At 72.0% G+C, this 21,559-nt stretch carries 22 protein-coding genes and 2 pseudogenes; 7 read left to right on the top strand and 17 right to left on the bottom strand.

The genetic code is table 11. The features are described 5' to 3' along the window. Positions 1–583: 583 nt before the first annotated feature. A pseudogene (locus AB0M43_RS18810) lies at positions 584–1,774 on the bottom strand (DEAD/DEAH box helicase); the annotation flags it as partial. Positions 1,775–2,122: 348 nt separating this feature from the next. Next, complete coding sequence (locus AB0M43_RS18805; protein ID WP_363726257.1) at positions 2,123–2,791, bottom strand: hypothetical protein; 669 nt, start codon at positions 2,789–2,791, stop codon at positions 2,123–2,125. 77 nt (positions 2,792–2,868) lie between these two features. Between AB0M43_RS18805 and AB0M43_RS18800 the strand changes: the two genes are divergently transcribed. Both AB0M43_RS18800 and AB0M43_RS18795 read left to right on the top strand, forming a co-directional pair. After that, positions 2,869–3,354 carry a hypothetical protein gene (locus AB0M43_RS18800; RefSeq protein WP_363726255.1) on the top strand — a complete coding sequence of 162 codons (486 nt, stop codon included), beginning with the start codon at positions 2,869–2,871 and terminating at the stop codon, positions 3,352–3,354. Then, positions 3,351–3,842, top strand: coding sequence for a DUF2203 family protein (locus AB0M43_RS18795; RefSeq protein WP_363726253.1), 492 nt, complete (start codon positions 3,351–3,353; stop codon positions 3,840–3,842). Before AB0M43_RS18800 ends, AB0M43_RS18795 begins: the two co-directional genes overlap by 4 nt. Positions 3,843–3,876: 34 nt before the next feature. Here the strand turns inward: AB0M43_RS18795 and AB0M43_RS18790 are convergent, their stop codons facing one another. Both AB0M43_RS18790 and msrB read right to left on the bottom strand, forming a co-directional pair. After that, complete coding sequence (locus AB0M43_RS18790; protein ID WP_363726251.1) at positions 3,877–4,224, bottom strand: DUF1801 domain-containing protein; 348 nt, start codon at positions 4,222–4,224, stop codon at positions 3,877–3,879. 9 nt (positions 4,225–4,233) lie between these two features. Next, positions 4,234–4,647 (bottom strand): peptide-methionine (R)-S-oxide reductase MsrB, encoded by a 414-nt coding sequence (msrB, locus tag AB0M43_RS18785; RefSeq protein ID WP_363726249.1) that lies wholly within the window; start codon positions 4,645–4,647, stop codon positions 4,234–4,236. Between the two features lie 39 nt (positions 4,648–4,686). Between msrB and AB0M43_RS18780 the strand changes: the two genes are divergently transcribed. Further along, on the top strand, positions 4,687–5,133 hold the full coding sequence (locus AB0M43_RS18780) for a hypothetical protein (protein WP_363726247.1): 447 nt from the start codon (positions 4,687–4,689) through the stop codon (positions 5,131–5,133). 80 nt (positions 5,134–5,213) lie between these two features. Here the strand turns inward: AB0M43_RS18780 and AB0M43_RS18775 are convergent, their stop codons facing one another. Next, positions 5,214–6,170, bottom strand: coding sequence for a helix-turn-helix domain-containing protein (locus tag AB0M43_RS18775; protein WP_363726245.1), 957 nt, complete (start codon positions 6,168–6,170; stop codon positions 5,214–5,216). A gap of 70 nt (positions 6,171–6,240) precedes the next feature. Between AB0M43_RS18775 and AB0M43_RS18770 the strand changes: the two genes are divergently transcribed. Beyond that, positions 6,241–6,795, top strand: coding sequence for a rhodanese-like domain-containing protein (locus AB0M43_RS18770; RefSeq protein WP_363726244.1), 555 nt, complete (start codon positions 6,241–6,243; stop codon positions 6,793–6,795). Positions 6,796–6,845: 50 nt separating this feature from the next. On the opposite strand, the gene AB0M43_RS18765 is transcribed toward AB0M43_RS18770, so the two are convergent. Further along, positions 6,846–7,682 carry an aldo/keto reductase gene (locus AB0M43_RS18765; protein WP_363726242.1) on the bottom strand — a complete coding sequence of 279 codons (837 nt, stop codon included), beginning with the start codon at positions 7,680–7,682 and terminating at the stop codon, positions 6,846–6,848. A gap of 108 nt (positions 7,683–7,790) precedes the next feature. On the opposite strand from AB0M43_RS18765, the gene AB0M43_RS18760 reads away from it, so the two are divergent. Continuing rightward, entirely contained in the window at positions 7,791–8,018 is a 228-nt protein-coding gene (locus AB0M43_RS18760; protein WP_363726240.1) for a DUF6289 family protein, read from the top strand. 18 nt (positions 8,019–8,036) lie between these two features. Here AB0M43_RS18760 and AB0M43_RS18755 read toward each other — a convergent pair. Then, positions 8,037–8,363 (bottom strand): annotated as a pseudogene (locus AB0M43_RS18755) (GNAT family N-acetyltransferase); the annotation flags it as partial. Between the two features lie 282 nt (positions 8,364–8,645). On the opposite strand from AB0M43_RS18755, the gene AB0M43_RS18750 reads away from it, so the two are divergent. After that, a complete protein-coding gene (locus AB0M43_RS18750; protein ID WP_363726238.1) occupies positions 8,646–8,987 on the top strand; it encodes a hypothetical protein in 342 nt (113 codons plus the stop codon). Positions 8,988–9,100: 113 nt separating this feature from the next. On the opposite strand, the gene AB0M43_RS18745 is transcribed toward AB0M43_RS18750, so the two are convergent. Next, positions 9,101–9,574: an NUDIX domain-containing protein gene (locus AB0M43_RS18745; RefSeq protein ID WP_363726236.1), complete on the bottom strand. Its 474-nt coding sequence runs from the start codon at positions 9,572–9,574 to the stop codon at positions 9,101–9,103. Continuing rightward, positions 9,571–10,287: a TauD/TfdA family dioxygenase gene (locus AB0M43_RS18740; RefSeq protein ID WP_363726234.1), complete on the bottom strand. Its 717-nt coding sequence runs from the start codon at positions 10,285–10,287 to the stop codon at positions 9,571–9,573. The genes AB0M43_RS18745 and AB0M43_RS18740 overlap by 4 nt, the downstream gene beginning before the upstream one ends. Before the next feature lie 632 nt (positions 10,288–10,919). On the opposite strand from AB0M43_RS18740, the gene AB0M43_RS18735 reads away from it, so the two are divergent. Beyond that, positions 10,920–12,116, top strand: a complete 1,197-nt coding sequence (locus tag AB0M43_RS18735; protein ID WP_363726232.1) for a helix-turn-helix transcriptional regulator — start codon at positions 10,920–10,922, stop codon at positions 12,114–12,116. On the opposite strand, the gene AB0M43_RS18730 is transcribed toward AB0M43_RS18735, so the two are convergent. From AB0M43_RS18730 to AB0M43_RS18695, 8 genes are all read right to left on the bottom strand, one after another. Further along, positions 12,106–12,564 (bottom strand): GNAT family N-acetyltransferase, encoded by a 459-nt coding sequence (locus tag AB0M43_RS18730; RefSeq protein ID WP_363726978.1) that lies wholly within the window; start codon positions 12,562–12,564, stop codon positions 12,106–12,108. The genes AB0M43_RS18735 and AB0M43_RS18730 overlap by 11 nt on opposite strands. Positions 12,565–12,597: 33 nt before the next feature. Next, positions 12,598–13,299, bottom strand: coding sequence for a hypothetical protein (locus tag AB0M43_RS18725; protein ID WP_363726230.1), 702 nt, complete (start codon positions 13,297–13,299; stop codon positions 12,598–12,600). After that, a complete protein-coding gene (locus AB0M43_RS18720; RefSeq protein ID WP_363726228.1) occupies positions 13,284–14,768 on the bottom strand; it encodes an alpha/beta hydrolase in 1,485 nt (494 codons plus the stop codon). Before AB0M43_RS18720 ends, AB0M43_RS18725 begins: the two co-directional genes overlap by 16 nt. Before the next feature lie 13 nt (positions 14,769–14,781). After that, positions 14,782–14,973 (bottom strand): hypothetical protein, encoded by a 192-nt coding sequence (locus tag AB0M43_RS18715; RefSeq protein WP_363726226.1) that lies wholly within the window; start codon positions 14,971–14,973, stop codon positions 14,782–14,784. An 80-nt stretch (positions 14,974–15,053) separates the two neighbouring features. Beyond that, a complete protein-coding gene (locus AB0M43_RS18710) occupies positions 15,054–15,974 on the bottom strand; it encodes a DNA double-strand break repair nuclease NurA (RefSeq protein ID WP_363726224.1) in 921 nt (306 codons plus the stop codon). Between the two features lie 12 nt (positions 15,975–15,986). Then, positions 15,987–18,416, bottom strand: a complete 2,430-nt coding sequence (locus tag AB0M43_RS18705; RefSeq protein WP_363726222.1) for an SMC family ATPase — start codon at positions 18,414–18,416, stop codon at positions 15,987–15,989. Continuing rightward, complete coding sequence (gene sbcD, locus AB0M43_RS18700) at positions 18,416–19,546, bottom strand: exonuclease subunit SbcD (protein WP_363726220.1); 1,131 nt, start codon at positions 19,544–19,546, stop codon at positions 18,416–18,418. The genes AB0M43_RS18705 and sbcD overlap by 1 nt, the downstream gene beginning before the upstream one ends. Positions 19,547–19,736: 190 nt before the next feature. Next, entirely contained in the window at positions 19,737–21,455 is a 1,719-nt protein-coding gene (locus AB0M43_RS18695; protein WP_363726218.1) for an ATP-binding protein, read from the bottom strand. Between the last annotated feature and the right edge of the window lie 104 nt (positions 21,456–21,559).

The raw sequence follows: 21,559 nt of genomic DNA, 5'->3' as shown, positions 1-21,559 counted from the left end.
CGAAGGATCTTCAGGTGTGAAAGAGCCCCCGGCAGGTCGGTGACCGTGCCGGGGGCTCTGTCGGAGAATGTCAGCTGCCGCTGCGACGGCCGCCCGCGCGGGACTGCGTCGAGAACGCCACGATCCCGCCGTTGCGGGCCGGGGAAGCGCCCGCCGAGGAACCGCCCCGACGCGGCGACGGCACACTGCCGCCCGCCCCGCCCGAGGCCCGGCCCCGACCGGAACCGGCGGCGCGCCCGGCACCGTCGGAACGACCCGCGCCCTCGGCCCGACCGGCACCGGCCGACCGGCCCGAACCCGCCTGGCCCTGCGCGGAACCGCCCTGGCCCGAGCCGCCGCGACCCCGCCCGGCGGAAGCCGCCCGGCCGGAACCCTCGCCGCGACCGGAGCCGCCCGACGCCGCGCCGCGACCGGAGCCGCCAGCGGCAGCCCCCGCCCGGCCGGAACCGTCCCCGCGACCGGAGCCGCCGGAACGCCGGCCACGGCCGGAGCCGCCGGCCGAACCGCCGAGCGTGCCACCGGCCCGCGCGGCCTCCAACGACATCGCGACGCCCACGGCCGCCTCGGACGGCGCGACGAAGACGCGCTCGCCCGGGGCCAGCTCCTGCAGCAGCGGGTGCCCGGGGCTCAGCTTCGTGGTGGTCGGCGAGATGCCGGCCTTGCGGGTCAGGTCACGGACGTCGCTGACCTGCTCGTTCGTCATCAGGGTGATCACGGTGCCGGAGTTGCCGGCCCGGGCGGTGCGCCCCGAACGGTGCAGGTACGCCTTGTGCTCGACCGGCGGGTCCGCGTGGATCACCAGGGTCACGTCGTCCACGTGGATGCCGCGCGCCGCGATGTCCGTGGCCACCAGGGTCTTCGCCGAACCGTCGGAGAACGCCGCGAGGCTGCGGGTCCGGGCGTTCTGGCCCAGGTTTCCGTGCAGCTCCACGGCCGGCACGCCCGCCGCGTTGAGCTGGCGGGTCAGGGTCTTCGCCCCGCGCTTCGTCCGGGTGAACACCATCGTGCGGCCCGGGGCGGCGGTCAGGTCCGCGAGGATCGGCAGCCGCTCCTCCTTGCGGATGTGCAGCACGTGGTGCGCCATGTCGACGACCGGCGACTGGGCCGAGTCGACACTGTGCGTGATCGGGTTGCTGAGGAACCGCTTGACCAGGACGTCGATCCCGCCGTCGAGGGTCGCGGAGAACAGCAGCCGCTGACCCACCCGGGGGGTGGCGTCCATCAGCCGGCGGACGACCGGCAGGAAGCCCAGCTCGGCCATGTGGTCGGCCTCGTCCAGGATCGTGATCTCGACCGCGTCGAGGTGCACGTTGCCGGTCTGCAGGTGGTCGGCGAGCCGGCCCGGGCAGGCGACGAGGATGTCGACCCCGGCCTTGAGTGCCTTGATCTGCGGGCCGGCGCCGACGCCGCCGAAGACGGTGAGGGTACGCAGGCCCATCGCCTTCGCCAGCGGGGCCAGCGTGGCGTCGATCTGGGTGGCCAGCTCGCGGGTCGGGGCCAGGATCATCGCGCGGGGACGGCCGGCGCGGCGCGGGGTGCCACTGGCGGCCAGGCGGGCCATCAGGGGCAGCGCGAACGCGTACGTCTTCCCGGAGCCGGTCCGGCCCCGGCCGAGCACGTCGCGCCCGGCGAGGGAGTCGGGCAGCGTCGCGACCTGGATGGGGAACGGCGACAGGATGCCGTTGTCCTCGAGCACCTTGACCAGCGGCGCGGGCACGCCGAGCTCGCTGAAGGTGGCGTCGGTAGAGGTGGTGATGGGGCGGCTAGCCGCCATGAGAACTCCGAACGTCGAAGGGTCGTCCTGCCCGGCGCAGACCTCGTAGGTCGCGGCGCGTGGTGGGCGACATGAGAATCGGTCCGCGGCAGAACCGGGCGGACCACGATCCAGTCTACGCTATGCGCCCAGGTCAGAGGGATGGGTTCCTGGTCACGGTGGACGTGTCGGGGAAGATGGGTGTTCGGTAGGTGTTGGGGGGAATGGGCCGGGGAGGTCGGTTCCGGCCCTGGGCTGCGGCTCCGGAGCCGTGACCGGCTGGCTCAGCCGCGCGGCTGACGCGGGCAGGGGTGCGACCGGCTGACCTGGCCGCGCGGCTGACGCGGGCAACCGGACGGTCCGCGTCGCCTACCGCCCGAGCAGGTCCGCCACCCGGGCCAGCGGCGCCGCCATCCCCGGCACCCGGGCCACGTCGATCCGCCCCTGCTCCCACATCAGCAGCTCCCGCCCCCGCAGGCTCCACACCGGCACCGTCCCGGACAGGTGCGCGTGGATCAGGGCCGGCCCGACGAGCCGGAGCGCGGACCCCGGATCCTCCGCCACCACCTGGAACAACGCGTCGAACTGCCCGTGCCCGGTGGCCGCGCCCCGGTCCCCGAACAACTGCCGCCCCAGCTGCGAGACGACGCCGCGCCGCTGCACCGACACCGCCGGGAACTCCTGGTCCAGCATCAGGGTCACCACCACGTACCGGTGCGTGGTGGTGGACGTGTTGTCCCCGCTGCCGGTGGTCTCCGTGTACGAGTACTCCCCGACGGCGGTCGGCCGGGCCCCGAACCGCCCGAACAGCGCCAACGACACCCCGCGCCGGTTGCGCCCCGGCAGCCTCGGGGTCCAGTCCGTGGCCGGGGCCGGCGCGAACGTCCACCCGTTGGCCACGGCCCACTGCCGCAGGCCCTCCCGCCGGGCCCGCTCGGCCTTCGCGGACGCCTGCGCCAGGAACACGACCGCCACGACGACCCCGACGAGGACGAGCACGCCGACGCCGCAGCAGGCCAGGAGCACGATCGGCTTCATGGGGCCACGGTAGTGCGGCCCCGCCACCCGTCCGACCGATCACGCGCGGTGTCGGTGCCGCGTGCGATCCTGGGCGGATGGACAAGCCCTGGCAGCACCTGCCCCCTCGGGCCCGCGCGATCGCCACCACCACGACCGAGGCGGTCGACGCGGCCCGGGCCGGCGATCCCGAAGCGTTCGGCGAGGCGACCGGCCGGCTGGCGGAGTTCAATCCCGAACAGATCCGACTGGTACTCGGCGCGGTTGTCCGCACCCTCCTCGAGGACCAGCACGCCGAGGGCCTCACCGGCGACGACGTGCAGGCCGGGCTCGCCCGCTGCGTCCGGTCCACGATCGACTGGTTCCCCGAACTCGACGCCTCCGTCCTGGTGGTCCTGGTGACCAGCGCGTTCGGTGTGCACCCCGAGGAGGACGAGGTCGCCGCGCCCACCCCGCTGGCGGTCGCCCGGCACGCCACCCTGCTGATCGCCGACCTGGTCGCCGCCGAGGACAGGCCCCTGGCCGGGTACCTGGTCGCGTCGCTCGCGGAGATCGCCCGCGCGGAGACCGTGGAAATGCCGTGACCGACCCCACCACCCCGGACCCCGACCAGCCCTCCGACCCGTCTCCGACCGGGGACGGGTCGTCGGAGCCGGATTCCGGCGCGCCCCACCACGACGGGCTCCTCGACCCGTCCCCGGGTCCGGCGCCCGACCCGGGTCCGGTCACCCTCGACGAGGCGCGCGCGGTCCTGGCCCGGCTGCGTCCCCGGCTCGATGCCCTGATCGCCCTGCGTGCCGACTTCGCGGAACTCCAGGTCGACCTCGCCACCGACGGGGTGAGTCCCCTCGGCGGCCTGGCCGAGGCCAAGAGCCTGGAGGCGCGCCTGTTCGCGGCGGTCGAGCACGTCGCCGCCCAGGGAGCGCAGGTCAAGGGCTTCGCCCCGCTGCTGCTGGACTTCCCGGGCGAACGCGACGGCGTGCCGGTGCTGTGGTGCTGGCTGGAGGGCGACCAGGACATCGACTGGTACCACCGCCAGGACGCCGGCTTCGCGGCCCGTCGCCGGGTGTAGCGGACCACCCGGGTCCGGTGCCGCGCCCGGCGGACTACCGGGCCCGCTGCCGGACCAGGTAGGTCACCACGCGCTCGATCAGGTCGTACGGCACCGGTGCGCCGAGCGGGAACCGCACCGTGGCCTTGGCGGACCGGTACGGGGCGAGGTCGCGTTCGAGGTCGGCGTCGACCGTGGTGACCGGGTAGAGGCTGACGTGGTGCTTCCAGCCGGCGTAGTACACCAGGTAGGTGCCGTCCAGGGTGAACGCCGGGATCTGGTAGCTGATCTTCTCGTCGGCGTCGGGCACCAGCAGCCGGATCCGCCGCCGGATCTCCCGCAGGATGCCCCGCACGTCCCCGGGGAACGAGTCGATGTACTCCTCGACGGTCGCGAAGGCCACGGGACCAGGCTAGTCCCCGGCGGGCTCCAGCGTCAGGCTGATGGAGTTGATGCAGTAGCGCTGGTCGGTCGGCGTCGGGTAGCCCTCGCCCTCGAACACGTGCCCCAGGTGCGAGTCGCAGTGGGCGCAGCGCACCTCGACCCGCTTCATGCCCAGGGTGGTGTCCTCGATCAGCTTCACCCGGTCCTCGGCGAGGGGGGAGAAGTACGACGGCCAGCCGCAGTGGCTGTCGAACTTCGTGTCGCTGCTGAAGAGCTCCGTGCCGCACGCGCGGCACCGGTACACCCCGATGGTCTTGGTGTCCGTGTACTCCCCGACCCACGGCGCCTCGGTGCCGGCCTCGCGGAGCACCCGGTACTCCGCGGGGGTCAGGCGCTCGCGCCACTCGGCCTCGGTCGTGGGCAGTTCGCTGTGCTCGGTCATGACACCAACCGTATGCGATCCCCGATCGTTAATCCTTACGTGTTGGTGAGCTATCGGCCCGGTTGGAAGCAGACCCTGTGCCGCACGGCGTTCCGGACCGCTCTGTGCGGGGCCGGCTTCGCGATCCTGGTCCTGCTCGGCGCGCCCGGCTGGCTGCTGGTCCTGGCCTCGGCGGCGGCGGGCACGGCGCTCGCGGCCGGCCTGGTGCTGCACCGGTCGCTGGGGGTGGTGGCCGACGAGGAGGGGCTGCGGTCGACGACCGGGCCGCGCCGGTTGCACGTGCCGTGGGCGCGGATCGCGGACATCCGGGCCGAGCGCCGGCGCGGGGCGACCGTGCCCGTCGTGTACTGGGATTCGGGGGCCGTGTGGCGGCTCCGCGCGCCCTATGACGGGGTGGGGTGCGCCCGGGACCCCGAGTTCGAGCAGAAGGTCTTCGCGCTGCGCAACCTGTGGGAGACGCGGCGGGCCTGGGTGCGGGCGGAGTAGCCGCCGCGCCGGTCACGGGGCCCCGCCCCTGCCCGGGACTGCGCAGCCCCGGGCCCGGGCTTCCGGTGGCGACCGCGCGCTCAGGCCCGGAACGCCTTCCGGTACCCCGAAGGCGACGTCCGCAGCGCCTTGGCGAAGTGGTGCCGGTACGTCACCGCCGAGTCGAACCCCACCGCCGTCGCGATCTCCTCCACCGGCAGTTCCGGGGACTCCAGCATCGGCAGGCTCGCCGCGATCCGCTGCCCGATCAGCCACCGGATGGGCGGCACCCCGACCCGCGCCGTGAACCTGCGCTGGTACGTCCGGGGGGCCAGGTGCGCGGACCGGGCGAGATCGGAGAGCGTCAGAGGGGTACCGAGCCGCTCCAGCGCCCACGCCATCGAGTCCGCGATCGGGTCCCCGACCTCCGGCTCCGCCACGGCCGCCTCGATGAACTGGGCCTGCCCGCCGTCCCGGTGCGGCGGGATGACGAGGCGCCGGGCGACGGTGTTCGCGATCCGGGCCCCGTGGTCGGCGCGCACCAGGTGCAGGCACACGTCCAGGCCGGCCGCGCTGCCCGCGCCGGTGATCACGTCGCCCTCGTCCACGTAGAGCACGTCGGGATCGACGGACACGAGGGGATAACGGCGGGCGAGGAGGTCGGCGTATCGCCAATGGGTCGTCGCTCTCCTGCCGTCCAGCAGCCCCGCACCGGCCAGCGCGAACGCCCCGGAGCAGATCGACACCAGCCGCCCGCGCACGGACCGCAGCGCGGTCACCAGGGCGGGGGACGGGTCGCCGTGCACCGAGGCCACCCCCGGGATGATCACGGTGTCCGCGCTGGTCAGGACGTCGAGCCCGTGGTCGGCGACGATGCCGAACCCGCCGACCGCGCGCAGCGGCACGCCGGGGGTCTCGGCGCACACGTCGAGGGTGTACCAGGGGACGTCCAGCTCCGGGCGGGGCAGCCCGAACACCTCCACGACGACGCCGAACTCGAACGGCGTCATGCCGTCGTAGACCAGGACCGCGACGCGGTGCGGCTTCGAGATCATCATGGCGGAATCTTAGCGGTACCCGTCGCCAGCGCCACTATTTCCGCCGACCCCACCTCGGCAGACTGATCCCATGACAACCTTTCGGGCCACCGCGTCCGCCGCTCCCACCCAGGTCGAGCCCCTGGCCCCCGCCTCCCCGGCCGCGCGGCTCCCCGCCGCCCCGGCCGCGACCCGGGCCTCCGTGATCACAGAGATCCCCGCCGCCGACCCGGCCGCCGCCCACGCCCACTTCGCCGGCAGGCTCTCCTTCGAGGTCGACCCGGCCGACGTCGCCCACGCCCGGGAGGCCGGCCACGACGACTTCCTCCTGCTCGACACCCGCGCCAAGGGTGCCTACACGAAGTCGCACGTCCCGGGCGCGGTCAACATCCCCGAGAGCGGCATCACCGCCGCGTGGCTGGCGGAACTCCCGGCGGACAAACTCCTGGTCACCTACTGCTGGGGCCCCGCCTGCAACGGCTCCACCAAGGCGGCGATGCGGATCGCGGCGCTCGGCCGCCCGGTGAAGGAGATGATCGGCGGCTACGAGTACTGGGTCCGCGAGGGCTGGGCGACCGAGGGCCGCCGCCCGCTGGACGCCCGGACGGCCACCCCGAAGCCGACCGACCTCGGCCTGTACTGCTAACGCTCCGGGGCGGCCGGGCGCGGGGCCGCCGGACGGCCCCGCGCCCCGGATCAGCGGGTCAGGGCCGAGATCGCCGCGAACTCCTCGTCGGTCAGCTCGACAGCCCGGGCCCCCATGTTCTCCTCCAGGTGCGCCACCTTCGACGTCCCCGGGATCGGCAGCATCACCGGCGACCGGCGCAGCAGCCACGCCAGCGCCAACTGCACCGGCGTCGCGCCGTGGTTCCGCGCGATCTCCTCCAGCGGGCCCCCGGGGCGGGCCAGGTCGCCGGTCGCGATCGGGTACCACGGGAAGAACGCGATCCCGTGCTTCTCGCAGTGGTCGACCACGGGCTCCCAGTCGCGTTCGACCAGGTTGTACATGTTCTGCACGCTCACCACCGGCACGTACTCGCGGGCCTGCTCGATCACCTCGACCGTCACCTCGGACAGCCCCACGTGCCCGATCTTGCCCTCCCGGCGCAGTTCGGCCAGCTCCCCGAACTGCTCCTCGGCCGGCCGGGTGGGGTCGACCCGGTGCAGCTGGTAGAGGTCGATCCGCTCCAGCCTCAGGCGGCGGAGGCTGTCCTCGACCTTGGCCCGCAGGTCGTGGCCGTCCATCACCCAGCGCCCGGGGCCGGGCCGGTTGAAGCCGCCCTTGGTCGCGATGACCAGGTTCTCCGGGTACGGGTACAGCGCCTCGGCGATCAGCTCCTCCGACACGGCGGGCCCGTACGAGTCGGCCGTGTCGATCAGGTTGACCCCGAGGTCCACGGCGCGGCGCAGGACCCGGATGGCCTCGTCGTGGTCGGCCGGCGGGCCCCAGACGCCGGTGCCGGTGATCTGCATGGCCCCGAACGCGAGCCGGTTGACCGTGTGCTCTCCGCCGAGCACGAAGGTAGATGTCATGTCGGAGACGATACCGGCCCGTACCCGACGGATATTGAGGTTGGTCATTGACCTGGGTCGTGTGGGGCGCGACGATGGCGGCACCCACCGTCCAGAGAGGACTCAGACATGATCCGTCGCGCGATGCTCGTCAGCGCACTCGTCGTCGCGGGGCTCACGGCCACCGCCCTCCCCGCCCAGGCCTTCCCCGAGGGCCCCTTCATGGTCGTCTACGCCTACTTCTCGGACGCGGCCAAGACGCAGCTCATCGGTCAGACGTGGAACGCGGGCTGCGGTTCCGCCGGCTCCTGGGGCTCGACCGCCGGCTACCGGACCGTCTACTTCACGGCCTGCTGACCGCGGTCGGGCAGTGCACTACACGGACGCGGCCGGTCCCGCCGGCAGGGTGAGCTTCATGCCCTCGTGGCTGGCCACGAACCCGAGGTCCGTGTAGAACCGCTGCGCGTCGGTCCGCGACTTGTCCGTGGTCAGCTGGACCAACGCGCAGCCGTGTTCCCGGGACGTCTCGATCAGCCACCCGAACAGCCGCCGGCCCAGGCCCCCGCCCCGTCGGTCGGCCCGGATCCGGACCGCCTCGATCAGCGCCCGCTCCGCGCCCTGCCGGCTGATCCCGGGGATGAACGTCAGCTGCGCGCAGCCGACCACCTCCCCGTCGTCGTCCAGCACGATCAGCCGGTTGCGCCGCTTCCCGTGCGGTGCGCGCTAAGCCTGCGAGCGCCGATTTGCTGGGTCGTATCGACGAAACAGTTGGCTCCATTTTCTCGCCCGTCCGCCAAAGCATTCTCATCCAGGTGGCCACATGTTCGCATGCATCGGGGATGCGGCCGTCATGGCTCTCGGGCTGATGTTGGCTCGTTTCGGGAGGATCGCCGCTGGCCACGCGCCACAGCTCATCGGGTACCTGAAGAAGATCCGCAAACTCAGAGTCATGGAGGAGAATGAAGGGTGGACAGAGGGGGAGCCATGAGATTCGAGTACCTTGAGCAAGGGTTTGGCGTTCTGTTGCTGGCCGAGTATGCGGCGCCGTCCTTTCCGGCGATCGAACTCGCTGAGCTGGTCAATCGGGCGGCCTCATTGATCAACAACGCCAACGATGGATTCAATTCGACGGATGAGCATGAGAGAAGCAGGTTCATAGGTAACGCGAGGCCATTTCTTCAGTCGATTGCCGCCGAGTTCAAGAATGCCAGTGAGCAATCAAACGAGATGCTCTCAGGCGAGATGAAGGAAAGAGCGCGAGCCGAATTGCACGCGCTCGTTACTGTCCTGGTTCCTCACTATCTCCGCCTACGCGAGACAGACTGACAACTGCCCTCGCGCCGCTTCAGGTTCCGGCGAGCTGTCGAGCGAGTTGCCTTGATTAACGGTTCGTGCAGCTTCGTCACCCGACGCAGGCACCTTAGGCAACCCACATCCAGCTAGGTGACGGCGACGATCGCAGCTGTAGCCCATTGGGAGACACGCCAGTCCGCAGGTAGCGCGGACACGTCCAAAGGCATCCACCGCGTGGCGGCTATTTCCTGGTTGACGTTCAGTTCCGCGGTCGTGGCCCGTCCGCGCAGGATGGTGAGGTGGTCGTGCTTGCCTTCCTGGGTCGTCAGGTGCTCGGTGACCACCGTGACGGCTGGGCCGAGCTCTAGGCCGAGCTCCTCCCGGCACTCCCTGCGGGCCGCCTGCTCGGGGGATTCATGGCGCGGCTTGTAGCCCCCGCCGGGGAGACCCCACAGGCTCCGATCGCCGTACGAGTGCTGCACGAGCAGGAACAGTCCCGGGTCGTCCGGGTGCAGGATGAGCACCTTCACGCCGAACTTCTTCGGCTTGAAGGTCTTCCAGTAGATCTGGCGTAGCTGGCTCGCTAGCCGGAGCAGGGGTACCGGGATGCCTCGCTTCATGCCGCCTTCTCTCGATGCAGCTCGACAGTGCGGAAATGCGGGTCATCGTAACGGAGGCGGAGCATTGTTCTCTTGCCAACATACGGCTGACGCGTATGGATCATGAACCTGTTGTTCACCAGCAGAAGGTCACCCGGACGCCAGACGTGAACCAGGACTAGTGAACCATCAAGGGCTCGCTCGGCAGCCTGGTAGAACTGTTGCTCGGTCATCCCTTGCGGGAGGTTGAGCACCGTGTTGGTGTGGACCTGCGACCGGTACCGCAGGACCCGGCCATAGTCGGGGTCATCCCAGATCAGTGGATGCGTGGCCTCTTGGTTCCGGTAGATCGTGCTCCAGTAGCGCATGGACACCCCGAGCAGATCCGGGAGTTCCGCGACCAGAGCCTTCGCAGCCTGGCGGCTATCGTAGAGGCACGTTGCCCCACCTTCCGGCGAGGGGAGCAGACAGCCCAACGCGAAGCATTGCAGCAGCTCGGTCTCCGGGTAGGTCAGGCTCTCGGTATGCCGAGGCAACCAGGTCGGTGACCCTTCACCCTCTAGGGTCACCACGCCGATCGAGCTAGCGCCGGTGACCAGCCCGACGGAGGCTGCGACCTCCGTCAGTGCATACGCCGACGGAGCCGAGCGGAGATTCACGAACCCCCGGAGTGCGATCTCTTCGCGAACGTCGTCGAGATCGAATCTCCACTCACCAAAGCCATTGGCGAACAAGGGTCACCCTTTCCGTGGGTAGCGAACTCACGACGCGTTCCTCCCTGGCAATGGTTGGACCGGGGTTTGCTCCGTCGTCCGGACGGCAAGTCGGGGCATCGTGTGGAACATGCCTCGGTAGGTGGCGCACGGAACGCGCCTGAGCTTGACCATGGCCAGCTCGGGGAACTGGTCGCACTGCTCCTTCGTGTACCTTGCCCACGACAGTCCCGACCGCTTGCACGCCGGGTGGATGCATTCCGGAGTACGGCTCATACTGGCGTGCTTCCCGACTTGGCGATGAACCTCGCAGCCGCGATGCGGTAATAGCACGGCACGTATACGGCCAGGTTTTCGACTCTCATGCACTGCACGCAGGTGCCTATCGGGCTCTCGACATGGGTCTCGATGATCTTCTCTGCCTCAGCCTTGTTTTTGATCTCTACCGCAGTAGTCATGGATACGCGCCTCACCTCATGGGGATGTGGTGAGCAGTCCCCCGCTGGTGCCTTTGCTGATGACCATGCGGCTGTCGACAGGTGCGGAACTGGCCTGCCTACCCAACCAGCGGGGGACGCTCTGGACACAGCGTCACCCTTCGGCCACGATCGTTGAAGTAGGTGGCCGTATCCCCCCTGTATCCAGTCGGAGCCATGAACGATTTCGACGCACCAATGGGCGCGATCCTCAAGCAAGCGAGGGACGCCGCCGGCCTGTCGCTGACCCAGATGACGGAGCGCCTCTACCGGTCGCGCGGATATCTGAGCAATATCGAGAACGGCAACAAGCCGGTCCCGGCCGACGTCATCGAGGGCTATGAAAGCGTCCTCGGCGTGGGTGATCTACTGTCGAGGTTGGCTGCCGTGCAGGAGGTGGAGGACGACTTGTACCGTCGCGTGCTTCTCCACTGGCTAGTAACCCTGGCTCCTGTCGGAGTCACCGCACCTGAACTCGCCGAAGCTATGAGAGCGAGCATCTTCGAGGCGATCGAAGGTGCCCCCGACTGGAGCGAGGTGGCGGCGGAACACGGCCGGACGTTCACGGCCACCCCGGAGCGTGAGCTTGGCCCGCGCCTTCTCGCTGACCTGGTGGTGCTCCGAGAGCGCATCAAGGAGGCGCCCGGAGATCTTGAAGCCCTTCGGGCTGCCGCTCAGCTATCCACCCTGCACGCGATGACTCTCACCAACACCGGTCAGCAGCTGCCAGCTTCCCGCTGGTATCGAACGGCGCACGCAGCGGCTCGCAGGAGTGGCGATCTTGTGCTGGACGCTTGGGTTTCGGGACGGCAAGCCTTCAGTCGGCAGTACGGCGGGGGAAGCGCCGCTGAGGTTCTGCTCCTGACCGAGGCCGCTCTTGCCGGACCGCCCATCCGGTGCGTCGGTCTCGTGGAGACCCTCGGCGCGCGAGCACGCGCGTACGCCTACCTGGGGCAGGCTCGGAAGGCGAATGCGGCGTTGGAGGCGGCGTATGAGATAGCCGACCAGATTGATCCTGGCCCACCCGATTCGCCATTCGGCGTCGCTACCCGATTGCCGATGATCGCCGCCTACGTGTACAGCTACACCGGTGATCGCAAGGCCGCCGACTCGCGGGACGCCGTGAGTGCGGCGATGTCCAAGAAATCGGCCCGCTGGGTTGCTCAGGTTGAGTTGTACGAGGCTCGGGCACTGGTGGCGTCAGGGGAGCCGACCGAAGCGGTTCGGCACGCCACAAACGTGCTTCAGGCTCTGTCCCCTCAGCAACGCAATTTGGCTGTCACCGGGTTGGCCGCAGATGTTCTGGCGGCCCTGCCCGCGCCCGAGCGTCGCAGTACCGATGCCAGTGATCTTGCGGCCTTGATCAGCGCGTGAGGGCTAGCTTCATGCCGAGATGGCTGTCGGTGAAGCCCAGCGACTCGTAGAACCGATGGACGTCCATTCGGCTTCGGTCGGTCGTGAGCTGGACAAGGCCGCAGCCTGACGCACGGGCCTGGTCAATGGCCCATCCGACGAGTTGGCGACCAAGGCCGGAGTTGCGCATGTCGGCGCGAATCCGGACTGCCTCAATGAGGCCGCGACGCATTCCGCCTCGACTCAGACCCGGGATGATGGTGAGCTGCAATGTTCCGATCACCGCGCCGTGGAGGTCCGCCACCATGAGGTACTGGAACGGGTCCGTGTCGATGTCCCGGAACGCGATGACATACGAGTCACTGTCGGGGGCGGCCTCGCGGGCAGAGCCCAAGGGATCATCAGTCAACATGGCGACGATGGCTGGCAGGTCATCGAGGCGGGCGTGGCGGATCTCAAGATCGGATATCACTTCGCCAGCTTAGCAGTACGCTTGTACGGTTTAGCTGGAGGTGGGATTCCTACGGTCCATGATCCGTTCGGTGGCCTCCAGGACCTGCCACCACCAGGACACCGCCCGGTACCGGTGCGGGGCGGCCACCGCGCCGAGCACCCCGGCATCGAGCCGCCCGGCCCGTTCGGCGGCCTCCGTGACCAGGCTCGTCGCGGCCAGCACCCGGGGCGCGGCCAGCAGGGCGAGGGGCCGGCCCCGGCTGGCGAACAGCGCGCCGAGCATCGTCACCGCCGCGTCCAGCGCCTCCGGGGCCACCGCGCCGGTGCTGTCGGCGGGCAGCGGCTCCCACCCGCCGGCCGGGTTCAGGAACTGCGGGCGGGCCTCGGTGGGCAGGGACGCGGCGAGGATCCGGCCGATCCCGAACAGATCGAAGACCTCGACGACGGGTACGGGTGCCGTGTCCCGGTCCTCCTCCGGAGAAGGGCGGCCGGCCGGGGTCCCCTCCGACGCCGGGTGACCGGCCGGCGCCTCCGCCGGGTGCGCGCCGTCGTCGGGCCGCACCTCCGCACCGGCCACAGGGCCGTCCCCGGACGGGTCCGGGCTGGACGGCACGGTCCCGCCCACGTGCGCGACCAGGGCCTCGGCCGTGGGGAACAGGTACACCCTCTCGGGGCCGCCGAGGAAGTCCCGCCCCGACCACAGCACATGCCCCGACCCGGCCGGCAACCGCAGGATCAGGTGGCGGGGCATACCGTGTCCGGGGCCGGGGCCACCAGCTCGATCAGGTACCGGTTGACGGCCTCGGTCACGCACCGGGTCTCCGGGTACGCCGTGTGCCCCTCCCCGTCCCAGGTCAGCACCCGCCCGGTCCCGAGCAGCCCCGCGAGCGTGGGCGTCTGCTCGTACGGCGTCGCGGGGTCGCCCCGGGTGCCCACCACGAGCAGCGGCGGCGAGCCGGTGGCGGCCCCGGCGGCGTACGGGTCGCGCCCGCCCGGCCAGTAGACGCAGCTCAGCAGCCCGATGGCGAGGTTCGCGCCGAACAGCGGGTACTTCGCGCGCCACTGGCCCTGCAACGCCCGGACCTGATCGGCGGTCGGGTCCTTCGCGGAGTCCGCGCAGTTCACGGCGGTGTTGGCGTCCAGGAGGTTGGAGTAGCGCCCCTTGGCGTCGCGGCCGTAGTACCCGTCGGCGATCGCGAACACCCGGTCGGGGTTCCCGCCGCGCACGTCGGCCAGGGCGCGGGCCAGTTCGGGCCAGTCGCCGCGCTGGTACAGGGAGCCGACGATGGCCAGGAACACCCAGCCGGCGGTGGCCTTCCGGTTGCCGCGCGCGGCCGGTTCCCGGCGCGCGGCGGCGAGGACCCGGTCCACTGTGGCCCGGGCGTCCGGCCCGACCGGGCAGGTCGAGCCCGCCGTCCGGCACCAGGCGGCGAAGTTCGTGAACGCGCGCTCGAAGCCGGCGGCCTGGCCCTCGGCGGAGGCGACCGCGTCCTTGTCGGGGTCCACGGCCCCGTCGAGCACGGCGGCCCGGACCTTCCCCGGGTACTGGTGCGCGTAGACCGCGCCGAGCAGCGTGCCGTACGAGTAGCCCAGGTAGCTGAGCTTCTCGTCGCCCACGGCCACCCGGATCGCCTCGATGTCCTGGGCGGTCTGCCGCGTCGAGTACACCTTGAGGGCGTTTCCGTATTTCGCCCCGCACGTCTCGCCGATCTTGCGGAACTGCGCGGCCACCTCGGCGAACGCCGCGTCGCTCACCGGGTCGGGCTCGGCGGCGGTCGCGGCGTCCTTGTCGGCGTCGGACACGCACTCGACCGGGGTGGACCGGCCGACGCCGCGCGGGTCGAACCCGATCACGTCGAACCGGCGGAGCAGCTCGACGGGGGCGGCCGAGGCGAAGTACGCCGCGTAGTCCACACCCGAGGAGCCCGGCCCGCCCGGGTTCAGGACGAGCGAGCCGATCCGGTCCCGCTGGCCGGTGCGCCGGGCCCGGAGCAGCGCCAGGTCCAGGGTCGCGCCGGCCGGCTGCGCCCAGTCCTGCGGGACGGTGAGGGTGGCGCAGTCCAGGGCGGTGTTCGCGGGGACCCGCAGGCCCTTGCACGGGGTCCACGCGAGGGCCCCGCCCGGTTTCGGCTCGTCCCACCGCCCGGTCGGGCCGGTACAGCCGGCGAGCGCCGCCGTCAGGGCGAGCAGGACCGCGACACTTCTGTTCCCCGTGGACATCCGGGCAACGGTATCAGCGCAGCGGGTCGCGGCCCGTCACGTCGAGGACGAGTCGCCGCAGGTCCGCCAGGTCGCCGGGCGGCGGCGGGTACACCCCGGTGAGCACCTGGGCCAGGCAGTCGGACTCGGCGGCGTCGAGGGGCACCTGCCACCGGCGGCCGTCCGTCCGGACGTCGAGGAAGTGACCGTGATTGTCGTGATGCACAAAGGCGTACATGAATATGACCTCCCAAATTGGAAAACGAGAACATATCCAGGAGGTGACGGGTACGAACCAAGACTTGTTCAGACCACGGCGAGTCGCAGCGAACGGTGCAGGAGTCGCGCGTCGCCGAGCAGCGCCCGGAGCCGGCGTTCCAGGCCGCCGATCGGCAGCAGGTTCTGCGGGGCGCGCGGGTCCTTGTAGGGGCTGGACGCCAGGCGGGGCAGGGTCACGGCCGACAGGTCGGCGAGCGCCACGGCCTCGGCCAGCGACAGTTCCGCCGGGCACTCGACCCGCACCACCCCGGCCCAGGGCGCGCCGTCCCCGCCGGGGAGCTGCACGTACCAGCTGAGCCGGGGGAAGGGGCTGCCCAGCCGGAAGATGGGCGTGCGCTGCCCGGAGTCCAGCACGTTGACGACGGACGTGTGCGACGGCGGCAGGTACTGCGCCCGGTGCGTCTTGATGTACCCCAGCACCCGGGGCAGCGTGGACCGGCCCTGCAACGGCCCGTCCACGATCAGGAGGTCGTGGTCGTCCCCGGCCTGCTGGGCGACCCTGATCTCCAGCTCGCGCAGCTTGGACTGGATCCCGGCGTCCAGCTTGGCGGGGTCGTCGCTGCCGACCGGCACGGAGATGTACGTGGCGCCGCGCACCGGCATCGCGGCGACCCGTTCGGCGGTGAACAGGGCGCGCTCGACCAGCGGGGCGTCCAGGGTGGCGCTGCCGGCGGCGAGGTCGCAGGTGACGACCCCGGCGGCGTAGGAGGCGGCGACGCCCAGGCTCGGCGGGCCCGGTTCGCCGGAGTCGAGCCAGACCCGGGCGTCGATCCGCCGGACCCCGTCGACCAGCCGGATCAGCCGGGCCTCGGCGACGGTGCCGGGGGTGACCGGTCGCCAGTCCGACATCTCCAGGTCGGTCTCGACCTCGGTCTTGCTGGGGGCCCGGTCGTCGCCGGAGAGGGAGGTCCCGTAGCCGGGATCCCACGTGTCGACGTGCATTCTCATACCGGACATCTCTCAGGTCACCCGCTCCACATAGGCGCTCTGGGCGTTCTTGCGCACCTCGTAGCGCACCGGGATCCGTTCGGCCAGGGCGGGGACGTGGGTGACGACGCCCACGAGCCGGTCGCCGCGCGCGGCCAGGTTCTCCAGCGTCGCGGCCACCATGTCCAGGGTGGCCGCGTCGAGGGTGCCGAACCCCTCGTCGAGGATGATCGCGCCGAGCGTGGTGGCGTTGCTGGACATCCCGGCCAGCCGGTCGGACAGCGCCAGGGCCAGCGCGAGGGACGCCTGGAACGTCTCCCCGCCGGACAGGGTGCGCACCGCCCGGTGCTGTTCGGCGTCGTGGTGGTCGACGACGTAGAAGTCGCCCTTGTCGTGCCCCAGCTCGTACTGCCCCGAGGACAGCTCCATCAGCAGCGTCGACGCGCCGTCCACGAGCTGGTCGAGGGCCTCGGCGAGCAGCCAGCGCTTGAAGTTGTTGGCGTTGAGGTGCTGGGCGAGGGCCTTGGCGACCGTGACGTCCCGCTGGTGCCCGTCGCGTTCGGTCGCGAGCCGGGCGGCCCGGTCCCGGGCGTCGGTCAGACCCGCGAGCAGGGCGGACGCGCGCTCGACGGCGACGGCCGCGTCCCGCACCGGGTTGCCGGTCCGGGGCACCTCGGCGGCGGCGAACAGCGCGTCGACGGCGGCCCGGGCGGCGGTCAGCGCCCCGGCGGCCCCCGACGCGACGAGGGCGGCCCCGTCGCGGGCGGCCCGCAGCGTCGCGGCCCGGTCGCCGGCCCAGGCGGCGAGCGCGGCCCAGGAGCCGGCCAGGTCCTCGCGGTCGGCGGCCGGCGGGCCGAGGACGGACAGGCCGTCGCGGACCCGGTCGTAGCCGGCCCAGGCGCGCTGCACGGCACCCCGGGCGGCGTCGAGCTCGGTGCCGCAGGTCAGGCGGTGTCGGCGCAGGGTGCGCAGTTCGGAGCCGGCGGCGTCGAGGCGCTTGGCCAGGTCGTGCGCGGCGGCCAGGGACGCGGCCACCTCCACCCGGTCGGGGCGGCCGACGAACCAGGCGGTGGCCCGTTCCAGCCGGGCCCGGGCGTCGTCGAGCTTCGTGCGGGCCGCCGCCTCCTCCCGGTCGGTGTCGCGGTGCCGGCGCAGGGCGGCCTCGTGCCCGGTCCGGGCCGTGGTCACGTCCCGCTCGGCGGCGGTCAACAGCGCGCTGGGGGGTACGTCGGGCACCTCGTCCACCGTCCGCAGGCACACCGGGCAGTCGTCGCCGGCCCGCAGATGGCCGCGCAGGGCCGCCGCGAGTTCCCCGGTGCGGGCCGCGTCCCGGGCCGCCTCGGCCGCGCCCAGGGCCCGCGCGGCACCCTCCAGCGTGGACGTGGCGGCGGCGTGCGCGCCCTCGGCGAGGGCCAGCGCGGCGGCGTGCCGGTCGATCTCGGCGGGGATCTCGTCGGCCCGCTCGTACGCGTCGAGGAGTTTGGCCAGGCTCGCCGGGTCGCCCGCGGTGTCCCGGGCGCGCAGGAGCTGCTCCTCGGCGGCCTCGGCGCCGGCGACCTCCGCGTCGGCGCGCGCGACGGCCGCGAGCGCGTCGGCGGCCCGGACCACCAGGGTGTCGGTGTCGGCCGGGGCGGTGACCGCGCCGATGGTCCGGAGCTGGTCCTCGGCCGCGCGCAGGCCCTTGGCGGCCTCGTCGGCGGCGGTCTCCGCCGAGGCCAGGCCCGGCAGTGCCGCGTCGACGTCGGCGGCCAGCGCGCCGAGCCGCTCCAGCCGGCGGCTGGCGTCCGCGAGCGCCTCGTCGGTCGGCACCCCGCCGGCCAGCTGCCGTTCGATCGACTTCAGCTCGCCCTCGGCGACCAGCGCGACCTCGTGGGCCTTCTCCCGGACGGTGTCGTAGACGCCGAGGCCGAGCAGGTTGACCAGGATCTGCTGCCGGCTCGCGGGGGTGGCGTGCAGGAACTCGGCGAACGCGCCCTGCGGCAGGATCACGCACGTCACGAACTGCTCGTACGGCAGCCCGACGGCCTTCTCCACCGCCGCGTCCATCTCGCTGGGCGAACCGGCCAGCACGTCCCCGAGCTGCTCGGCGTCCAGCCCGGTGTCCAGGGTGGACAGGTCGAAGTCGGGGTGCAGCCGCTCCAGCCCCGCGTGCTTGGTCTGCGGGGTGCCGGCCTTGCCGATCCGGCGGACCACCCGGGTCGCCACGTACCGCGCGCCGCCCGCCTCGAACACGAGCCGCACCCGGGCCTCGGCGGCCGACGGGCCGAGCACGCCGCCCACCCCGCCGCGCTTCCCGGACCGGGGCACCGTGCCGTACAGGGCGAAGCAGATCGCGTCCAGCAGGGTGGACTTGCCCGAACCGGTGGGCCCGACCAGGGCGAACAGGTCCGCGCCGGTCAGATCCAGGGTCGCCGGCTCCCGGAACACCGTGAAACCGGCGACGTCGAGCCGTAGCGGACGCATCAGTGCAGCTCCGTGTAGATCTTGTCGAACAGCTCGGCGACCGCGCGGTCGTCGTGGCCGGCCTCGGTCAGGTAGCTGGAGAACAGTTCCTTCGCGCCCCGCCCGGCCCGCACCGCCCGGTCGGCCTTGCGCGCGTCGGCGAGCATCGCCGGGTCGACCCGGATCTCCAGCGCGTTCGGCAGGAAGGACTGGGCCTCCTCGCGCAGGCCGGCCCGGGGCTTCTCCGAGACGTACGCCCGCAGCCACGCGTCGCCGGTGTCCAGGGCACGCAGCTCCTCCAGGGTGCCGCGCACGGTCTTGAGTTCCCGGGCGCTGCGGATCGGCACCGGGCGCACCTTCGCCGGGGTGTCGGGGGTCACCTCCACGAGCACGGCGGACGGCTGGTTGTCGGCCTCGCCGAAGTCCACGGCGAGCGGGCTGCCCGAGTACTGCACCCGGGTCGGGCCCACCACGTCCTGGGTGCGGTGCAGGTGCCCGAGGGCCACGTAGTGCGTGCTGGTCGGGAACACGGCGGTCGGCACCGCGTACTGCGCCACGGTGTGCGCCTCGCGTTCCCCGCCGCCCATCCGGCCGCCGACCATGGTCAGGTGCGCGGTGAGCAGGTTCACCGAGTCGCCGGTCTGGTCCTTGGTCAGCGCGCGGACCAGCCGGGCGACGTGGTCGGCGTAGAGCTGGTCGGCCTCGGCGGAGGTCAGGTCGAACATCTCAGTGGCCCGGACGGCGTAGCGCTGGGACAGCCAGGGCAGCGCCGCGCACCGCCACGGCTCCCCGCCGTCGGTGATCCCGGTGACCACCAGGTCCCGGCTGATCGTGCCGCGCAGCGAGATCCCGGCGGCCTCGGCCCAGCCCCGGTGCGCCTCCAGCGCGGGCCCGTTGTCGTGGTTGCCGGCGATGGCCACCACCGCGCCGGCCCGTTTCCGCAGCGCCGACAGGGTGCGGGTGACCAGGCGCTGGGATTCCGCGCCCGGGGCGGCGGTGTCGTAGAGGTCACCGGCGACGATCACCAGGTCCGGGTGCTCGGCGGCGCACAGTTCGACGAGCTCGTTCAGTACCCGGATGTGTTCCTCTGCTCGGGCATTGCCTTTCAGGACCTTTCCGACATGCCAGTCGGAGGTGTGCAGAATCTTCACGCGCACTCCGTCCGGGCCGCCGGTTCGCTCATGTGTGCCATCGTGCCCCATCGGCACTGATCATCACGGGCAGGCACGCCGGTGCGCGTTTGACGGAAACACCATTCGACGGGTACTGATCCCGCGCGCCCCCACGCCCCACCGGCCCGGCCCGGCCCCGTGCGGGTCGACGGCCCGGGCCCTCGCCGGTCTAGAACGGGATGTCGTCCAGGTTGTCCCCGGCCAGCGAGAACGGGTCCGCACCCTGCGTGACCGACCGCTGCGCGCCGACCGGCATCGGCCCCGCCTCGCTGGGCCGGGTCGCCCACGACGGGAACGGGAACTCCACGACCAGCGGCACCGGGATCTCCGGCTGCGCGATGAACATCGTGCCCGGCTTGGCCAGCAGCACCCGCTGGCGCTGCGAGGCGGGCAGGAAGCCGTACTCCGGCCGGGACGCCTCCGCCGGGTCCAGCCGGCCGACCACCCGCACCGCCGAGTTGCCCACGATCCGGCGCTCCACCTCGCTGGCGGTCTGCTGCGCCCCGATCAGGATCACGCCGAGGGACCGGCCGCGCTCGGCGATGTCGAGCAGGATCTCCTTGATCGGACTCGTCCCGTCCCGCGGCGCGTACTTGTTCAGCTCGTCGAGCACCACGAACTGCAACGGCTTCGCCGAGCCGGCCTTCTCCTTGCGCTCGAACTCCGTCCGCAGCGTGACACCGACCACGAACCGCTGCGCCCGGTCGGGCAGGTTGTGCAGGTCCACGACGCTGACCTGCGCCTCGGACGTGTCGATGCCGTGCGGCCGGCGCGGCAGGTCGCCCCGGATCAGCCGGCCCAGGTCCTTCTTGCTGCCGATCAGCCGCCGGCTGAACGCGTTCACCGTGCCCAGCCCGATGGCCTGCCCGCCCCACGTGGTGCGGGTCTCCTCGTCGGCGAGCTGCGCGCACACGTAGTCGACCAGGTCCTCGTACGAGTTGAGGCGCTGGCCGTCGACCACCACCCCGCCGTCGGCCGGCGTGGCCACCTTCGCCAGGTGCGCGGCGACCTGGTGCACCACCATCGTGTACTGCTGCCGCTCGTCGTCGGCGTCGGCGAACACGAACGGCAGCAGCCGCAGGGCGCAGAAGTCCGCCAGCGTCCAGTAGAAGGCGTCCACGCCCGTCGTGCGGCACGCCACGTCCGGGGTGCCGGCGGCCGACCCGGCGCGCGGCGGCGCGAACACGGCCACCGATTTGAACGGCCCCGCCGGCATCCCCAGCTCCGCGTACTTCGCCCGGGTGTCGTCGTCCAGCTTCGCGTTCGGGTGGTCGAGGAGCAGCAGGTCCTCGCCCTTCACGTTGAAGATCAGCGCCTTGGTGTTGGCGACCTCCGCGCCGAGCACCCCGGAGTGGAACACGGAGTACAGCAGCCAGGTCGCGAAGCTCGTCTTGGTGGCCACGCCCGAGATGCCCGAGATAGACACGTGCGCGCCCCGGGTGCCGTCGAGGAAGTCCGCGTTGAGGAACACCGCCGCGCCGTCCCGGCCCAGGCCGAGGGGGATCCGCCGTTCCATCCGGTCGAAGTACAGCGCGGAGGCCCGCTCGTCGCCGGTCGCCCGGTGCACGGCGCTGCCGGGGCGCGGCGGCACGTACACCTCCGGCTCGACCCGGGTCGTGGTGATCTCCGCCGCCTCCTGCACCTCGGCGGGCAGCTGACCGGCGGAGATCGCGAACACGTCCGACTCGAACTGCGCGCCCTCGTGCCGGGCCCTGACCTGGGTCACCACCCCGGAGATCGCCACCGGCTCGCGGCCGGGCACCTCACGGCGGGTGACGACGACATCGTCCAGTTGCAGGTACGCCCCCGGTCTGACGGCCACCCAGAAGGCCAGGGGCGTGGCGTCCACCGTACCGAGCACGAGGCCAACGGGATCGCTCTGCGTCATGTGCCCCATCGTGCCCTACCGGCGCACGCGCCGCCGCCGGGCCGTCCAGGTTCGCCGCCGGGTCGCCGAGCGCGCGGCCGGCGGGTGGCCCCGGGCGCCGCCGA

It is taken from the genome of Longispora sp. NPDC051575 (genome assembly GCF_040681875.1).
GTDB lineage: Bacteria > Actinomycetota > Actinomycetes > Mycobacteriales > Micromonosporaceae > Longispora.
Note: the sequence above shows the minus strand (reverse complement) of the source record. Positions and strands in the feature narration are given on the sequence as shown.